The 15,676-nt window shown below is 61.4% G+C and carries 17 protein-coding genes; 9 read left to right on the top strand and 8 right to left on the bottom strand.

The window, feature by feature from the left end; translation table 11 throughout:
* Positions 1–76 precede the first annotated feature (76 nt).
* Both EDE09_RS23305 and EDE09_RS23300 read right to left on the bottom strand, forming a co-directional pair.
* Positions 77–1,078: a 2-dehydropantoate 2-reductase gene (locus EDE09_RS23305; RefSeq protein WP_132413039.1), complete on the bottom strand. Its 1,002-nt coding sequence runs from the start codon at positions 1,076–1,078 to the stop codon at positions 77–79.
* Between the two features lie 81 nt (positions 1,079–1,159).
* Entirely contained in the window at positions 1,160–1,378 is a 219-nt protein-coding gene (locus EDE09_RS23300) for a hypothetical protein (protein ID WP_112796712.1), read from the bottom strand.
* Between the two features lie 229 nt (positions 1,379–1,607).
* Here EDE09_RS23300 and ftsZ point away from each other — a divergent pair, with 229 nt between their 5' ends.
* Positions 1,608–2,633, top strand: coding sequence for a cell division protein FtsZ (ftsZ, locus tag EDE09_RS23295; protein ID WP_105374430.1), 1,026 nt, complete (start codon positions 1,608–1,610; stop codon positions 2,631–2,633).
* Between the two features lie 72 nt (positions 2,634–2,705).
* On the opposite strand, the gene EDE09_RS23290 is transcribed toward ftsZ, so the two are convergent.
* Complete coding sequence (locus tag EDE09_RS23290; protein ID WP_132413037.1) at positions 2,706–3,617, bottom strand: hypothetical protein; 912 nt, start codon at positions 3,615–3,617, stop codon at positions 2,706–2,708.
* Positions 3,618–4,677: 1,060 nt separating this feature from the next.
* Here EDE09_RS23290 and EDE09_RS23285 point away from each other — a divergent pair.
* Positions 4,678–4,881: a DUF1059 domain-containing protein gene (locus EDE09_RS23285; protein WP_112796716.1), complete on the top strand. Its 204-nt coding sequence runs from the start codon at positions 4,678–4,680 to the stop codon at positions 4,879–4,881.
* Positions 4,882–5,099: 218 nt separating this feature from the next.
* Here the strand turns inward: EDE09_RS23285 and EDE09_RS23280 are convergent, their stop codons facing one another.
* Positions 5,100–6,287, bottom strand: a complete 1,188-nt coding sequence (locus EDE09_RS23280) for an MFS transporter (RefSeq protein WP_132413035.1) — start codon at positions 6,285–6,287, stop codon at positions 5,100–5,102.
* Positions 6,288–6,643: 356 nt separating this feature from the next.
* Here EDE09_RS23280 and EDE09_RS23275 point away from each other — a divergent pair, with 356 nt between their 5' ends.
* From EDE09_RS23275 to arsB, 5 genes are all read left to right on the top strand, one after another.
* A complete protein-coding gene (locus tag EDE09_RS23275; RefSeq protein WP_112796718.1) occupies positions 6,644–7,294 on the top strand; it encodes an outer membrane protein in 651 nt (216 codons plus the stop codon).
* Between the two features lie 225 nt (positions 7,295–7,519).
* Positions 7,520–7,873 carry a metalloregulator ArsR/SmtB family transcription factor gene (locus EDE09_RS23270; RefSeq protein WP_112796720.1) on the top strand — a complete coding sequence of 118 codons (354 nt, stop codon included), beginning with the start codon at positions 7,520–7,522 and terminating at the stop codon, positions 7,871–7,873.
* On the top strand, positions 7,870–8,397 hold the full coding sequence (locus EDE09_RS23265) for an arsenate reductase ArsC (protein WP_112796722.1): 528 nt from the start codon (positions 7,870–7,872) through the stop codon (positions 8,395–8,397). The genes EDE09_RS23270 and EDE09_RS23265 overlap by 4 nt, the downstream gene beginning before the upstream one ends.
* Positions 8,394–8,828, top strand: a complete 435-nt coding sequence (gene arsC / locus EDE09_RS23260; protein WP_132413033.1) for an arsenate reductase (glutaredoxin) — start codon at positions 8,394–8,396, stop codon at positions 8,826–8,828. Before EDE09_RS23265 ends, arsC begins: the two co-directional genes overlap by 4 nt.
* A 59-nt stretch (positions 8,829–8,887) precedes the next feature.
* Complete coding sequence (arsB, locus tag EDE09_RS23255) at positions 8,888–9,961, top strand: ACR3 family arsenite efflux transporter (RefSeq protein WP_112796726.1); 1,074 nt, start codon at positions 8,888–8,890, stop codon at positions 9,959–9,961.
* A gap of 19 nt (positions 9,962–9,980) precedes the next feature.
* Here arsB and phnE (EDE09_RS23250) read toward each other — a convergent pair whose 3' ends face one another.
* The 4 genes from phnE (EDE09_RS23250) to phnC all read right to left on the bottom strand — a co-directional run bounded on the left by phnE (EDE09_RS23250) (position 9,981) and on the right by phnC (position 14,376).
* A complete protein-coding gene (phnE, locus tag EDE09_RS23250) occupies positions 9,981–11,486 on the bottom strand; it encodes a phosphonate ABC transporter, permease protein PhnE (RefSeq protein WP_112796728.1) in 1,506 nt (501 codons plus the stop codon).
* An 11-nt stretch (positions 11,487–11,497) separates the two neighbouring features.
* The gene (phnE, locus tag EDE09_RS23245) at positions 11,498–12,457 is read right to left on the bottom strand and encodes a phosphonate ABC transporter, permease protein PhnE (protein ID WP_112796730.1); all 960 of its coding nucleotides are present in this window, start codon (positions 12,455–12,457) and stop codon (positions 11,498–11,500) included.
* A gap of 78 nt (positions 12,458–12,535) precedes the next feature.
* Positions 12,536–13,441, bottom strand: a complete 906-nt coding sequence (gene phnD, locus EDE09_RS23240; RefSeq protein WP_112796732.1) for a phosphonate ABC transporter substrate-binding protein — start codon at positions 13,439–13,441, stop codon at positions 12,536–12,538.
* 83 nt (positions 13,442–13,524) lie between these two features.
* A complete protein-coding gene (phnC, locus tag EDE09_RS23235) occupies positions 13,525–14,376 on the bottom strand; it encodes a phosphonate ABC transporter ATP-binding protein (protein WP_112796735.1) in 852 nt (283 codons plus the stop codon).
* Positions 14,377–14,709: 333 nt separating this feature from the next.
* Here phnC and EDE09_RS23230 point away from each other — a divergent pair, with 333 nt between their 5' ends.
* Together EDE09_RS23230 and EDE09_RS23225 are read left to right on the top strand one after the other, a co-directional pair.
* Positions 14,710–15,219: a hypothetical protein gene (locus EDE09_RS23230; protein ID WP_105374558.1), complete on the top strand. Its 510-nt coding sequence runs from the start codon at positions 14,710–14,712 to the stop codon at positions 15,217–15,219.
* Positions 15,220–15,295: 76 nt separating this feature from the next.
* Complete coding sequence (locus tag EDE09_RS23225) at positions 15,296–15,667, top strand: hypothetical protein (RefSeq protein WP_112796794.1); 372 nt, start codon at positions 15,296–15,298, stop codon at positions 15,665–15,667.
* The last annotated feature ends 9 nt before the right edge of the window (positions 15,668–15,676 follow it).

The following is a 15,676-nucleotide window of genomic DNA, read 5'->3' as shown; positions in this document are numbered from 1 at the left end:
CCGGTAAGCGCTGGCATCTTCAATGGCTTTCAGACGCTTGCCGGCGTTTTCGGATTCACATCCTCAATACGATGAATCAATCTCTTAGGTTCTCGTGGTCGAGCTGAGTGGTGAGCGCCAGCACCGTCTCGCAGGTCGGCGTGGCGACGCCGGTAAGTTTTCCGAGTGCAACGACCATGCCGGTCAGCGGGCCGATTTCGAGAGGTTTGCCGGCGATCAAATCCTGAAGCATCGAGGTTTTCACCGGGCCGAAGCCGCCGGAACGGTTCAACTGTTCATCGACGCTGCCGTTGAAGACCGCGCCAAGCGCTTCGCCAACCGCTCTCGTTTCGGTCATGACCTTGCTGATCTGCTCGACGAGGAGCCTATTCTCCATCATCCTGTCCATCCGGGCACGGGTAAGCGCGCTGATCGGATTGTAGGCGGCATTCCCCATCAGCTTCGTCCAGATCGCATCACGGATGCGTTGTGTCGGCACGATCGTGATGCCGGCGCGGCCGAGAAGTTCGGAGACGGACACAAGGTCTTGTGAAAGCTCGCCCGAAGGCTCGCCGAGGAAGAAACGACCGTCCCCGTAGAGGCGGACCATGCCGGGCTCAACCACTTCTCCGCCCTGATAGGCGACGCAACCGATCACCCGTTCGGGTCCGACGAGCCGCCAGAGCTTGCCATCGGGGTCAAGCTCCGGCAATTGGCGTTCCGCGTGGCCGCTTTCCTCATCCCGGTGGAAGTACCACCAGGGAATGCCGTTGACGACCGGCACGATGCGTGTTCCGTCCTTGAGCAGACTGGCAAGGCCTTCGGCCGCATCCGCGAGCTGATGGCCCTTCATGCCGGTGATGACGAGATCTTGTTTCGGCAGTTCCTTGGGATCGCTGGTGGCGGCAAGCCTGACGTTGAGCGAACCTCCTTCACCGGTCTTCACCACGGTGAGGCCGTTTTCCTGGATCGCCGCCAGATGTGCACCGCGGGCGATGACCGAAACATTGACCTCGTCGCCAAGCGTGTTTGCGAGCTTTGCGGCAAAGGCTCCGCCGAGGGCGCCGGCGCCATAGATGCAGATATTCCTGATCGCCATGAGCTTTCTGTCTCCGCTTGCGTGCAATGCGGTAGATCTAGGGCATCCTGACGGAGCAGGCGAACGAGTTTTTGTGATGGGTCAATGCGTCAAATCGCCAGGCAGCAGTTCTGTCCGGCGCAGTTCATCGATGGCCGCGACGGCATCTTCGACCGACCATCCGGCCTTGACTGCGGCGGCGACCATTTTGATCTCGGCTTCTTCTTCGAGCGCCAGGAAGAGCGGCTCGAGCGCCTCCTGCACGGTAAGAATATGTTCATCCGGGGATGGGACGGACGCGCGTGCGGCAGACGTAGGCATGATACGCGATGCTCCTCTCTCGTTTTCTCATTTTTGTGATCAGACTCTTCACAATAATCGGATGCGCAAAATGTTCCGTGTGCATGTGGAAAATTCTCGGTTTTCCGCCGCTCCGTTTCAGAGCTTGTTCTTTCGCCAAGCCTCTGCCTTGTTGCACAGCTAAAATACATGTGATTCGGACGGCCGACGGGGCCGCTCGGGCGGCGGAGCCGATGCCAAGGAGATTGCGATGACGGACGGCAAGAAATACCAGATTACCGAGATGCGGCCGAAGATCACCGTGATCGGCGTCGGTGGCGGTGGCGGCAATGCGATCAACAACATGATTGCGGAAGAGCTCGAAGGGGTCGATTTCGTTGCCGCCAATACGGATGCTCAGGTGCTTGCCACCTCCAAGGCCTCCCGCCGCATCCAGCTTGGCGCACATGTGACGGAAGGGCTCGGGGCGGGGTCGCTGCCGGAGATTGGCCGGGCGGCCGCCGAAGAGTCGATCGACGAGATCATGGATCACCTTTCCGGTTCGCATATGTGCTTCGTAACGGCCGGCATGGGCGGCGGCACGGGCACGGGTGCTGCACCGGTGATCGCCCAGGCGGCACGCAGTGCCGGCATCCTGACGGTCGGCGTCGTGACGAAACCCTTCACCTTCGAAGGCAATCGCCGCATGAAGACGGCAGAAGCCGGCATCGAGGAACTGCGCCGGGCAGCCGATACGGTGATCGTCATCCCGAACCAGAACCTCTTCCGCATCGCCGACGCCAAGACGACCTTCGCCGACGCCTTTATGACCGCCGACCGAGTCCTGTTCGCAGGCGTCGGCTGCATCACCGACCTGATCGTCAAGGAAGGCCTGATCAATCTCGACTTCGCCGACGTGAAGTCGGTGATGAAGGGCATGGGCCGGGCAATGATGGGCACGGGCGAAGCTTCCGGTGACGGACGCGCTCTGCTTGCCGCGGAAGGCGCGATCGCCAACCCGCTGCTCGACGACATCTCGATGAAGGGTGCCAAGGGCGTGCTCATATCGATCTCCGGCGGTTCCGATATGACGCTTTTCGAAGTGGACGAGGCGGCGAGCCGCATCCGCGACGAAGTCATGGACGACGCCGATATCGTCGTCGGCGCAATCTTCGACCGCAATCTGGACGGCAAGTTCCGCGTCTCGGTCGTGGCGACCGGCCTCGACGGCGATCAGGCGGGCGCAGCCGCCGGGGCTCCGGCCGACCTGCAGGCCATGCCCCGCACGCTGCAGTAAGCTGCTCGAACCGACGCAGTAACGCCCTCCGGGAACCTTTCGGAGGGCGTTGTCGTCTTTGATCTTGAGCGCTCAGAAGCGGGAGGCGACCAGCAGGTCTTCCTCCTCATCGCGTTGCCGGCCGCCGAGTGCCGCGGCTGCAGAGGAGATAAACGCGCCGACGAGCAATGAAAGAGATCCGACAAGGGCCGTCGTTGCTGCCGCCTTGCGGGCTTCGTCGGTTGCCTGCTGGGCGGCCACCTTGGCATCTTCGATCCTTTTCAGGACGGAATCGACACGGGCACGGGCTTCCTCCGGCGAGAGGCCGGTGCGGGCGGAGACGATGGTGGCAAGATAAGCCTTGTCATCTTCCGGAACGCCGCCTTGAACGGCTCCATTCACGAGAATGCGCGAGACCTCGGCAGTTGCTGCCGTATTATCGGTTTCCGCACGCTGCTGCGCCTGCTGCGGACGCAGCAACGCATCGGTGAAATAGGAGGTCGCGGCATTGGTATCCGCGTCATCCGCAGACGATGCCGCCGCTGCGGAACCGGCAACACCGGCGGTCGCTGCCGCAGTTCCGACGGCCTGAGCCCCGGCGCCCGCCAGCGAGGTCACCGACGAGGCGAGGAAGCCGGCTACGAAGATCGTCGCCAATGCCCAGGAAACGAAGCCATGCGCGGTATCCCGGAAGAAGACTTCATCCGTATGGACCGCCGCCCATTTGGTCCTGAGCCTCCCGGTCAGATAGCCGCCGAGCGCGGCCGACAGCCATTGTACGACCACTAGCCAAATTGCGGCGGTGACGCCGACCGTTGCAGCCGAACTGCTTTCCCCCGACCAGGGCGAGACCATGGTCAGGCCAAGGCCGGAGCCGAAAAGGATGAGGATGAGGCTGATGCCGGTTGCCGCAACCGCACCGCCGATGATCGGACCCCAGGCAATTGCGGATTTTGACGACTCGACCGGAGTTAGCGCCGTGGAGCCTGTCGATGAAATTGGCATTTCCGTCTCCTCAGCGCATGAAGAGGACGAGAAGGATGACGATCGGCAGCGGAATGCCGAGGAGCCAGAGCAGAATACCGCGTCCCATGGTGAATCTCCTGTAATATCATGGTTTGTCTATCGAAGTGCCCTTTCAACACGCCGGTGCTCCTTTTGGTTCCTGGGGTCGGGGTTTTTCCCGCGCCTGCCGCGCCCGTTTCTTCCCCGGCCAGTCTGTGCACCAATTTTCGCCATGCCGACGGACCGGACCTGGCTTAGCCATCCCGGGGACGAAGGGTGGTCGGACGGGGCGCTGGGAGCTGCCTCGTAAGTTAGTTTATAGGTGACACCTCTCAGCGCCCCGTTCAGCGGTTTTTATCCGCGACTTCGATCTCTCTGCCGTGGCCTTTCCGGATGGTGTTCGTCTGACCTCTGGCGCTCGTCCGGACCAACTTACCGGCAAGGGCAACCAGGAACCGCCGCCGGACTTCCGGATCCTCGGATTAAATCCGAGGAAGCGGACGGACTTCAAATAGTCCGGCGAAACCATCCTTCGGACCACCATGTGTGCCGCACAGGCACGCCCGGCGCGCTGTTTCGGGCATCAAGAGACGAGGGCCGGTCCGTAACCCTTCATCTCTCCCCGTGTCGCCGGAGGGAGACCATTTTCCGCGAACCCCAGATACAAGGACTTACGTCGTTTCCTTGTACCCGGCGCCGGCCCCGCCTCGCCAGAACGCCTCCTGGTGTATCCGATGCAGGACCGGGAAATTGTAGGCATGGGGCGAGGGGCGGGGATGAAGGGGGGCGAAGTTTTTTGTAACCGATTGATTTTTGAAGATCTGGTAAGTTGGCGCGTCCCCGTCGCGGTCAAGGCGTGGAGTGCCGATGAGCGGGCGCGGCCGACCGGAGATCGGCGCTGACCGGCCCGTTTGCGACCGTGTCTAGATCGTCGCGGCTACCCCGAATTGATGAGCCTTTGGCGTTCCGATCCCGTCGCCTTCCGTTTGTTGCCCGGCTGGGATGGGAGTAGAATTTCCGATCCTTCGGCTCCGCCGGAGGGTTTTCTGAGGAGGCGAAAATGGGACGCAAATTTATCGACTGCCGGGAGTTTCCGAGCGAGATGAAATGCACCGTAGCCATATCGGCAGACAATACGGACGAACTCGTCAATGCCGCCGTCCAGCACGCGGTTGCCGTCCATGGTCACACTGACACGCCGGAATTCCGCACGGAAATCCGCAAAGCAATTCACGACATGGAACCCTCGCGCAGTGTTGCGTAACGAGCTCCGCTGTTTTTGATGAAATGTTGGACCGAGGTCGAACGCCGTCTCCTGCGAAAGGGGCGGCGTTCGATCTCGTATGGCGCTGGTTATCCCCGAACGAGGCGGACCTTTCGTCGCCTCTCGATTTTTTCGCTGTGCGGGAAACACGTGGCGACGAATGTCACCGCTTTACTATCGGACAATATAGCAAATGCCACCCATGTCCGCTTCCGGCCCTAAGCAGCAATTGCGCTCGTCACCCTTCTATGAACCACCGCAAGATATACCAGGGTGGCAAAGGCAAAGATTGATACGATCAGGGCCAACCAGAGGGTTCCTTGCGGACTGGTTAAGGTCATGATCGCCGTGAATGCAGGTGGCGCGGTCGCAAACGCGAAATTCAGCGGCACTGACATCCTGGCGGAAGACCGCGCATAGGCACCGGGAGGAAAGAGTTCTAGCGGAAGGGTGGCGCGGGCGACTGCGGTAATGCCGCTTGCGATCCCATATAGGATAGCAAACACAACTGCGCCGCCAAAGCTGTTGGTGACAAGCAAGACGATAAAGCTTGCCGGAAAAAGAGCCGCGCCCGCAAGACCCATGGCTAGTCCCGACCAGCGGTGTCCGCCAGCTAGGTCAGTCATGCGGCCAGCCCATTGCGCGATGCCGATGAATGCCGCAGCCGCAAGCGCTGACGTGTGGTCCAGGCCCTTGGCTTCGAACAAGATGATGATGGTGAGGGCAAAACCCCATGTGAAAAAACCGTTGGCGGCGAAGCTGGCCGCGAGAAGGATGAATCTTCTGAGGTCTGCGGATGTGGAGCCGACTGACTTCCCTCCCTTAGTCTTGTTGCCCACATTTCTGGCCAATCCGTACCAATGAAGGGGCATGCAGACGAGGAGTAGCAGAGCAGCGTAGATGAGCGTCGTTGTCCGCCAACCCCAGTGCGCCTGCAGGATATCGGTCACGGGCCACATGATCGTTGAAGTGAGTCCGCCTACAAGAATGAGAACGCTGAGAGCATTTCGTGATTTTTCGCCCGCGATCTCGGTAACGGCGATCTGTGCGGGTGTGGACAGCATGCAAGAACCAGCGACGCCGAGCATGGTCCAGGACAGGAAGTAGGCTATAGGGCCGCCTGCCATGCCCATAATGATTAAGCCGACCGACGCCAGAGGCGCTCCAATCGTCATGATCGGGCGCGCTCCGAAGCGCTCGAATGCAGTGCCGAGCGGCCATGAGACGATAGCCATCACCATGAGCATAGCTGTAGGTCCACTCATAACGATGGACAGCGGAAGCTGGAGATCGTCGGCCGTTGAAGGACCGGTCACGGCGATCATCCAGAAAGTCGCACCCCATCCTAAAAGTTGAGTAAGCGAAAGGATAGCAACTACTGAAGCGGTGCGAGAAAATGTGGTCATCTGAAAATGATATCAATCAGGTCGCGCGGTAGCGATACTAGATACAATCATAAGATGAGTCTATGACGTTTGCATGACCGCTTCTGGCGCGAAGCGGCCGAGTCTCCTGCGGCCCAAACCTGCCCGTGCCGCATCAATATCGGCGGATGGCATCCACTTCACGATTCCGTTTGTTTTTCGCAATCCGCGTCCCTGGAGTCTCGCGGTTAAGGGAGTGTTTATAAATTCGTGAAAGTTAATGGAAACTTGCCGGTGGTGCGGCCACGAGGGCCTGGTGGGATGGCTCGGACCGCCGTGCAGTTGTAACCTGAGTAATTGCCTGCCTATCTCCCGATGCAGGTGCTGTACGGAGTAACATGACCATGAAAGCAAAGCCTTTCGCCCTGGCGATCGTCGCCGCAGTTTCCACCACCTCTGTCTCTTCAACGGCTGTCCTCGCCGCCGACCTGACCAGCTATTCCGAGCCGCCGACCTACAATGAGCCGGCCGCCGGCCCGAAGGCCGGCTGGGGCGGCGCCTATGTCGGCGCCGATCTCGGCATGGCATCCCGCAAGCTGAACCCCTTCGACGGCGACAAGGGCCTCGTCGTCGGCGCTCACGCGGGCTACAACATGGACTTGGATTCCGGCGTCGTCGGTGCGGAAATCGAAGCTTCGCATCTCGGCAACGTGAAGAGCCGCGTTCCCGGCGGCAATATCAAGGAACAGGGTCGCGTGGCCGCCAAGGCGAAGGCCGGTGTCGGTTTCAACGATACGCTCGTCTATGGCACCGCAGGGGTTGCCCTCACCAGCTTCAAGGACAATGGCGGCACCTCCGGTCCGGATGGCTGGAAACCCGGTTGGGTCGTGGGCGCGGGCGTCGAGCAGAAGCTCTCCGACAATCTTTCGGCTCGCGTCGAATACAACTACACCATGACCAACGATGTGCGCAGCACCACCGCCGGCGTCACCTCGCGCACAGATGTGCGCGACCAGGTGCTCAAGGCCGGCGTGAACTACCGCTTCTGATAAACGGCCCCTGGATCCGCCGGATCTGAAGAGGCGACGTTTTTTGGACCACCAATCGACAGCCCCGTATGCTCTGAAGCATACGGGGCTGTTGCTGTTCATGGCGACGGGATGTCCTCGGTTCGGGCCCGTCAAGGCAGGACGCCGCCATCTTCAGTGAAGGGAAACAGGTTCTTCCTTATCCGGATCTGTTGACAATATCCATATATCGAGTAATCTCGATATATGGATCAGGAAAAAGTAATTCTCGCTCTGGCCGCATTGGCCCAGCCCACCAGGCTGCAGGCCTTCAATCTGCTCGTGCGGCATGAACCGGATGGTCTGCCTGCCGGCGACGTCGCAAGGATGCTGGCGGTGCCGCAAAACACCATGTCCTCGCATCTGGCGGTTCTCGCCCGCGCTGGCCTCATCCAGGCTGAGCGCAGGAGCCGCCTGATGGTCTACCGTGCCGAAATCGCCGCGCTCCGCGAACTCACACTCTATCTCGTCAAGGACTGTTGCGGGGGAAGGGCGGAGCTCTGCGAGCCGCTGATTGCCGAACTCTCACCCTGTTGTTCCCCGCAAAAGGTGTCGCAATGACAAAGACGACCTTCAACGTGCTGTTCCTCTGCACGGGAAATTCCGCCCGCTCGATCATAGCCGAAAGCGTTCTCAGAAAGGACGGCGCCGGCAAGTTCAACGCCTATTCCGCCGGGAGCCATCCGAAGGGCGAAGTCCATCCGCTGGCCGTCGAGGCGCTGCGGGGCCATGGCTACCCTGTGGACGGCCTCCGGTCAAAGAGCTGGGAGGAGTTCGCCACGGAGGGTGCACCCGAACTCGACTTCGTATTTACCGTCTGCGACAACGCCGCCGGGGAGGCCTGCCCGGTTTGGCCGGGGCAGCCGATGACGGCCCATTGGGGCCTGGAGGATCCGGCCGCCGTGGAAGGTACGGATGCGGAAAAGCGCGTCGCCTTCGGCCAGGCGCTGCGTTACATGAAGCTTCGGATCGCAGCGTTTGCAGCGCTTCCGGTGGAAAGCCTCGAGCGTTTGAGCCTCACCGCGAAACTTCGCGAGATCGGGCAAATGGAAGGTTCCTCCGTAAAGAGGGAAGATGTCGCATGAGCGAGCCGATCGATATCGTCATCTATCACAATCCCGACTGCGGCACGTCGCGGAACACTCTTGCGATGATCCGCAACGCCGGCATTGAGCCGCATGTCGTCGAATACCTGAAGACCCCGCCGTCGAGGGAATTGCTCGTGCAGTTGGTGGACCGCATGGGTGTCAGCCTGCGGGAACTGCTCCGCGAGAAGGGCACCCCTTACGCCGAACTTGGTCTTCAGGACGAGAGCCTGACCGATGATCAGCTCCTGGATGCGATGATGGAGCATCCGATCCTGATCAACCGACCGATCGTCGTATCTCCGATGGGCGTCAAGCTTTGTCGTCCTTCCGAAGCCGTTCTCGACATTCTTCCCGTGCCCCAAAGGGGTGCCTTCGCAAAGGAGGACGGCGAGATCGTCGTCGATGCCGACGGCCGGCGGATCGCCTGAGACCGCTGCCGATCCGCCACGCTGCCCCTCCGGCATATCTTCGTTAAAGGAACACTTCAATGCAGCCTGCCAAACCTGCAGTCCGTTTGTCATTTCTGGATCGCTACCTGACGGTATGGATCTTCGCTGCCATGGCGCTGGGCCTCATCCTCGGCACGGTCTTTGGCGGCTTGCCGGAGTTGCTCAACAGCATGTCGATCGGCACCACCAACATCCCGATCGCGATCGGCCTCATCCTGATGATGTATCCGCCGCTTGCGAAGGTCCGTTACGAGGAACTGCATCAGGTCTTTGCCGACAAGCGAGTGCTGCTGCTTTCGCTCGTCCAGAACTGGATCATCGGCCCGACGCTGATGTTTGCGCTCGCCGTGATCTTCCTCCGCGGCTATCCGGAATATATGACGGGCCTGATCCTGATCGGTCTTGCGCGCTGTATCGCGATGGTCCTCGTATGGAATCAGCTCGCACGCGGCGACAACCAGTACGTGGCCGGGCTGGTGGCGTTCAATTCGATCTTCCAGATCCTCTTCTTCAGCGTCTATGCCTGGATCTTCCTGACGTTTCTGCCGCCGCTGTTCGGCCTCGAAGGCAGCGTCGTCGACGTGTCCTTCTGGACGATTGCAGAAGCGGTTTTCATCTACCTCGGCATCCCGTTCCTCGCCGGCTATCTGTCGCGAACGATCCTGACAAGAACCAGGGGCAGGGACTGGTACGAGAAGACATTCCTGCCGAAGATCAGCCCGATCACGCTGGCCGCGCTGCTTTTTACCATCGTCGCAATGTTCAGCCTGAAGGGTGGCGATGTCGTCAGGCTGCCGTTCGACGTGGTGCTGATCGCGATCCCGCTCACCATCTACTTCCTCGTCATGTTCACCATGAGTTTCGTGATGGCGAAGATGATCGACACCGACTATCCGCGCACGACGGCGGTGGCATTCACGGCAGCGGGAAACAATTTCGAGCTCGCCATCGCGGTGGCGATCGCCGCCTTTGGTCTTGCTTCGCCTGTTGCCTTCGCCGCCGTCATCGGTCCGCTTGTCGAGGTGCCCGTGCTGATCATCCTGGTGCAGTTCGCGCTCTGGATGGGACGCCGCTACTACGGCGCCGAGAGGGAGCGCGCGCCGGCCGAGTGATCGAGGTTCAGGGGATGTATCAGCCGCGTTCCTTGCCGATCAGCCGCGAGCGCAGCGCGTTCGAAATCCCGTCGAAAATGAACACCACCAGAAGGATCAGCAGCACCATATAGGCGACGTTCTCCCAGTCGGAATTGGTGCGCATGGCCTCCCAGAGTTTAAGCCCGATGCCGCCCGCGCCGACGGCGCCGATGATCGTGGCCGAACGGGTATTCGATTCCCAGAAGTAGAGTGCCTGCGACAGGAACACCGGCATAACCTGCGGCACCGTGCCATAGCGCTGCACCGCTACCGGTGAGGCACCGACGGAGCGCACTCCCTCGCGCTGCTTCTCGTCGATATTTTCCAGCGCTTCCGAATAGAGCTTGCCGAGCGTGCCGGTGTCCGTGAGGAAGATCGCGGAAATCCCCGCCAGCGGACCGGGGCCGAAGGCACGGGTAAAAAAGAGCGCCCAGATCAGCATATCGACGGAGCGGAGAAAGTCGAAGAGCCGCTTGGCGATCTGGTTTGCGGGACGGTTTCGGAAGATGTTGCGCGCTGCGATGAACGACAGCGGGAAGGCGACCAGCATCGCGAACAGGGTTCCGATGAACGCCATCACGATGGTCTGCAGGAGTTTTTCCCACACGTCGAGATGCTGCCATTCGGAATTGTAGAGGATGTTGTTCCAGGCGAGCGAGAGGTTCGACCTGTCGGGCTGGATACGCTCGCCCGAGACAATCAGCGTTGCGACCTCGCCAGCCGGTTTGCCGAAGAACGGAGAATTCGTATCGAAGAGGAAGTTCGCCCAGCCGAGGAAGCGCTTGCGGATGCGAACCCGCTCCGCACTGATTTCCGCCCAGCCGGACACGCCGAAATAGGCGAGGGCGCGGCCGCCCGGCAGTCTTTGTTCGATCCACGAGGGTAGTGCTCCATCCGCCCGGACCTCGCCGGATCTCCTGTCGAGGCGGAGGGCGACGCTCTCCGAGCCTCGGGTAAGCACCACCCGGTCGGGATGAACCTCGATCGTTCTAGCGCTGCCGATCTCTACGACCGCCTCGGTGAGGATCTCCTCGGTGCGGGTTTCCCGGATAGGACTTGCCTGGGCGGCCTGCTGCTCGGCCTGGGGCGCAGGCGCCATGAAGCTGGACGAGGGCTTGGCGGCCGCTCCGTTCGCTGAGTTGGGCGCGGGGATTTCGATCGTCCTCGTCACCGTCTCGCGCCGCGTTTGAAGCCAGTCCGGGTTGGGGTTCGGGCCGATCGGGTCGAAACGCGGATATTCGATCCTCATTGCGCCGTCGGCGTCGATCTCGATCTGCGGCCGGATTTCGTAGGAGACCCAGTCTGCGAGGTAGTTTCCGGCGATGCTCCAGTTCGCTTCGCCCAAAACCTTGCCGACGGCGAAATACCACCAGGCAAAGAGGAGATAGAGGGTGCACGCGAGGGCGATGGCCGGCACCCTGAAGCGCTGCCAGAAGCCTGGCCTCAGGAGATCAGGATGGCGCGCCGCGATGGCTTCCATTTCGGAGGTGTTGAGGATCGTCATGGTGCCTCCGGTCAGATCGCGTTGAATGCCTGGTCGCCCGAAAGCTTCTGGCGAAGCCATGCGGAAAACTGGTCGACGGCCACGATGGTCAGCAGCAGAAGGAGGACGATGGCGAGCGTCTTGGCTTCGTGACCCTGGCCGATCGACAGGCGCAGGAGTTCGCCTATGCCGCCGCCGCCGACGGCGCCGATAATCGTCGAGGCGCGCACGTTGATTTCGAGACGCAGCAGGAAATAGCTCATGAAGTTCGGCATGACCTGCGGAACGATACCGAACCAGATCCGTTCGAGCCAGGTGGCGCCGACCGCACGCAACCCTTCCTCAGCCTTCATGTCGGCATTTTCGATGACCTCGTAGAACATCTTGCCGAGCGCGCCGACGGTATGGATCGATACGGCGATGACGGCCGGGATCGGGCCGAGCGAAAGGATCGCCAGGAAGAAGCCGGCAATCACCACTTCCGGAAAGGCGCGCAGGATCTCCATGACGCGGCGCACCGGCCCCCGCACCCAGGAATTGGGCATGGTGTTCCGCGCCGCGAGGAATGCCAGCACGAAGCCGAACAGCAGGCCGATGCCGGTGGAGACGAGCGCGATATTCAGCGTCTCGACCATCTTGTGGAAGTATTCGGGGATATAGAAGGTCTCGCCGAGATAGGCCCGCCCTTCTGGATAGTTGTACTTGAAGCTGCCGTCGTTATAGGGGGACGGGAGGTCGAACAGCGCTCGCCAGATCTCCATCCCGTCCCGCGGAACGAGATCCTCGACGAAGTCGAAGAGATGGGGAAGCCGCTCGAAGAACTTGCCGGAATTCGTCTCGTTGGCGAACCAGAGCGATCCGGACACCACGCACAGCAGCAGGATGACGCCCAAAAGCGTGTAGAACCCCCGCTGGGCGGCCAGCTGCCGCGAGTGGAGCTCTATCATCCGGCCGCTCTCGCCGAGGATTGGCCTGGCGTTGGAAATGGACATCGCTTGCCCCCGGTTGCGACGGTCGAGAAAAAGGCCGCCGGAGACGTCTCCAGGCGGCCGTCCTGTTCGAGGCTGCGATCAGCCGCCGATGGTTGCCTTGCGGGCGTCGATGATCGGCTTGTAGAAATCGACATTGACCTCGGCGAAGCCCTTGAAGTCGCCGCCCTGGATGGCGGAGAAGCAGGCCGCGTCGGTCTTCGGCAGGTCCAGCATGAACTGCTTGAACTTCGTCTTCATGTCCGCGTTCATCGACGTGCGGACGACGACTGGGCCATTCGGGATGAGCGGCGACTTCCACAGCTCGACCAGGTCATCCATGTTGAGGATGCCCTTGTCGACCATCTTGCGCAGGTTGCCGGAGGTGTAGCCGTCCTTGAAATTGCCAACGCCCGAACCGAAGGTGGTGCCGGCATCGAAATTGCCCTTCAGCACTTCGAGCACAAGGTTTTCGTGACCGCCGCCAAAGCCGGTGGAGCCGAAATAACCCTTGACCGGGCCGCCGATCGCTTCCGGAAGCGTGACGAGCGGCACCAGGTAGCCGGAGGTCGAATCCGGATCGGCAAAGCCGAGCTTCTTGCCCTTCAGGTCGGAGATCTTCGTGATGCCGCTATCCTTGCGGGCGACCATGATCGAATGATAGCCCATCGAGCCGTCGGTCTGGACCGTCGTGAGGATCGGTTCGACAGCGTCGGATTTTGCCAGGTAGACCTTCGCATAACCCGATGCGCCGAGTTCGGCGTAGTCGAGCGTGCCGCCGAGCAGACCCTGGATGACGCCGTCATAGTCGGAGGCCGGGAAGAGCGACACCTTTTCGACGCCGAGTACGGCGGGAAGCTTCTCGGTCATGCACTGGTAGTTGCGCAGGCGGTCGGCCTCGTTTTCCCCGCCCAGGATGCCGATGCGGAATACCTTCAGGTCTTCCGCAGCCGCCGAGGTGGCAAGTGCCGCAAATGCGACGGCAGCAAGCAAAGCTTTCTTCAACATGAGATCATCTCCTGTCTGTCCGGATTCGGAACATGTGTTGAGGCTGGCCCTTTACGCGGGCGTACATACGATCTTGGTCCGGCTCACGCCGTTGCGGGTGTGAGAACCCTGGAAGGCGCAGACCGGGAGGATTCGTGCTCCAGGTCCGGGCTGCGGACGTTGATGCTGGTGGATGTCAGGGATTCGTCGATGCCTGCGCCTTCCTTGTCGGACCCGTAGATTTCCCGGACGGCCGTCGCCGTCAGTTCCGAAGGAGGTCCGTCGAAAACCACGCGCCCGCCCGCCATGCCGACGATGCGCTCGCAATAGGAGCGGGCGGTATCAAGCGTGTGCAGGTTGGTGACGACGGTGATGCCGTCGCGCTCGTTGATGTCGCGGAGCGCATCCATGACGATCTTGGCATTGAGGGGATCGAGCGAGGCAATGGGCTCGTCGGCGAGCACGATCCTTGGCTGCTGCATGAGCGCGCGGGCGATCGCCACGCGCTGCTGCTGGCCGCCGGACAGTGTGCCAGCCCTCTGCAGCGCCGTCTGCTCGATGCCGAGCCGCTCAAGAGCTGCAATCGCGGCGATCCGCTCCTCGCGGGTGAAGACGTTGAGCAGGCTCATCGCCGTCGAGCGGTGATTGAGCCGTCCAAGCAGGACGTTGGTGAGTACGTCGAGGCGCGGCACGAGATTGAACTGCTGAAAGATCATGGCGCAGTCGCGCTGCCATCGGCGCAGCGCCGCGCCCCGCAGAGCCGAAACTTCCAGATCGCCAAAATGAATGGCGCCCGAGGACGGTGTCGTCAGCCGGTTGATCATTCGAAGAAGCGTCGATTTGCCCGCGCCCGACCGCCCGATGACGCCGACCATCTGCCCCTGCGGAATCTCCAGGCTTATCGAGTCCACGGCGGCGCGATTGCCGAAAGTCTTCGTCAGCTTTTCCAGACGCATGCCAAGCCCCCTGTTTTATGGGGGCCTCATTAGCGGCGGCGCATGAAGGCCCGATGTCGATTCCATGTAGCTTTTATGAAATTGCGGCCAAACCCCGATATTCCCGCGAGGCCGGGCGGTGAGATTGAGGGTTTGAAAATCCGCGATAGTTCCCGCTGTCGGACCAAATACCCGCGGTTCGGGACCTCTGGCCGATATCGGCTGGATCCAAAGTCGGATGCCGCATCCGACTGAAGTCTCTGGGGCGGAACATCGTGACCGCTCACCTGTTCAATCTTCAGCTTCGACAATCGCAACGGGTCAGAAGCATAGAGGAAAATCAAGGAGATAGAGATGAAGATCGTCAAACGTGCGGCCCTTGCAGCGGCCCTTCTTGCCGGCACTACGCTGACTGCCTATGCGCAGTCCAGCAGCACTGTCGGAACCGGTGGAACGAGTGCCGGAGGCGGCACTTCCAGCAGCACCGTCGGAACCGGCGGCTCGTCGGCCGGCACCAACTGTACTCCGGGCACCACCAACTGCGACGGCGGCTCGGCCTCGACGCTTGGGACCGGTGGTTCCTCGGCAGGCGGCGGCACCTCCAGCAGCTCGGTCGGCACGGGTGGATCGGCAGCCGGTTCCGGTAGCGGATCGGGATCTGCCTCGACGCTTGGCACCGGTGGCTCCTCGGCAGGTGGCGGCACCTCCAGCAGCTCGGTCGGCACCGGCGGCAGCGCCGCAGGCGGCGGCACGTCCGGCAGCTCGGTCGGCACGGCCAACAGTGCAGCAGGCGCGGCACAGGACGACGTCAGCAACAAGGAATGCCCTCCGGGCCAGACCAAGAAGAGCGACGGCAAGTGCTAAGGCAGACACATGGGCCGGTTGCCGACAGGCGGCCGGCCTTCCTTCAGGAGGACAGGATATGACCTCGGCATCTTTGATTACCAAAAGCGCGTTCGCTCTGCCGCTGATCATGGCTCTCTGCATCGCATGCGAGGCCTTGTCGGCGGAGACGATCAAGCTTGAGGACGGCACCACCTGCACCGTGATCGAAAGCACCAGTTCGGCTGGAGGCGGAACCTCCTCCTCGGTGACGGCCGGCGGCGGCAGCGTGACCTCATCGACGACGGTCGACGGCAAGACGACCACGATGCATTCGGGCGGCGGCTCGGCTTCGTCGAGCGCCGGATCGTCCGTCTCGGGCACGGCAGGCGCCCAAGCATTTTCGACCGCAAGCGTCACCCGTCCCGACGGTTCGGTGGTAACGCGCCGGTCCGACGGCACCTGCGACATCACCAAACCGAACAAATGAGGAGCAAGA

Origin of the sequence: Neorhizobium sp. S3-V5DH (assembly GCF_004343065.1) — a bacterium.
Taxonomy (GTDB): domain Bacteria; phylum Pseudomonadota; class Alphaproteobacteria; order Rhizobiales; family Rhizobiaceae; genus Neorhizobium; species Neorhizobium huautlense.
Note: the sequence above shows the minus strand (reverse complement) of the source record. Positions and strands in the feature narration are given on the sequence as shown.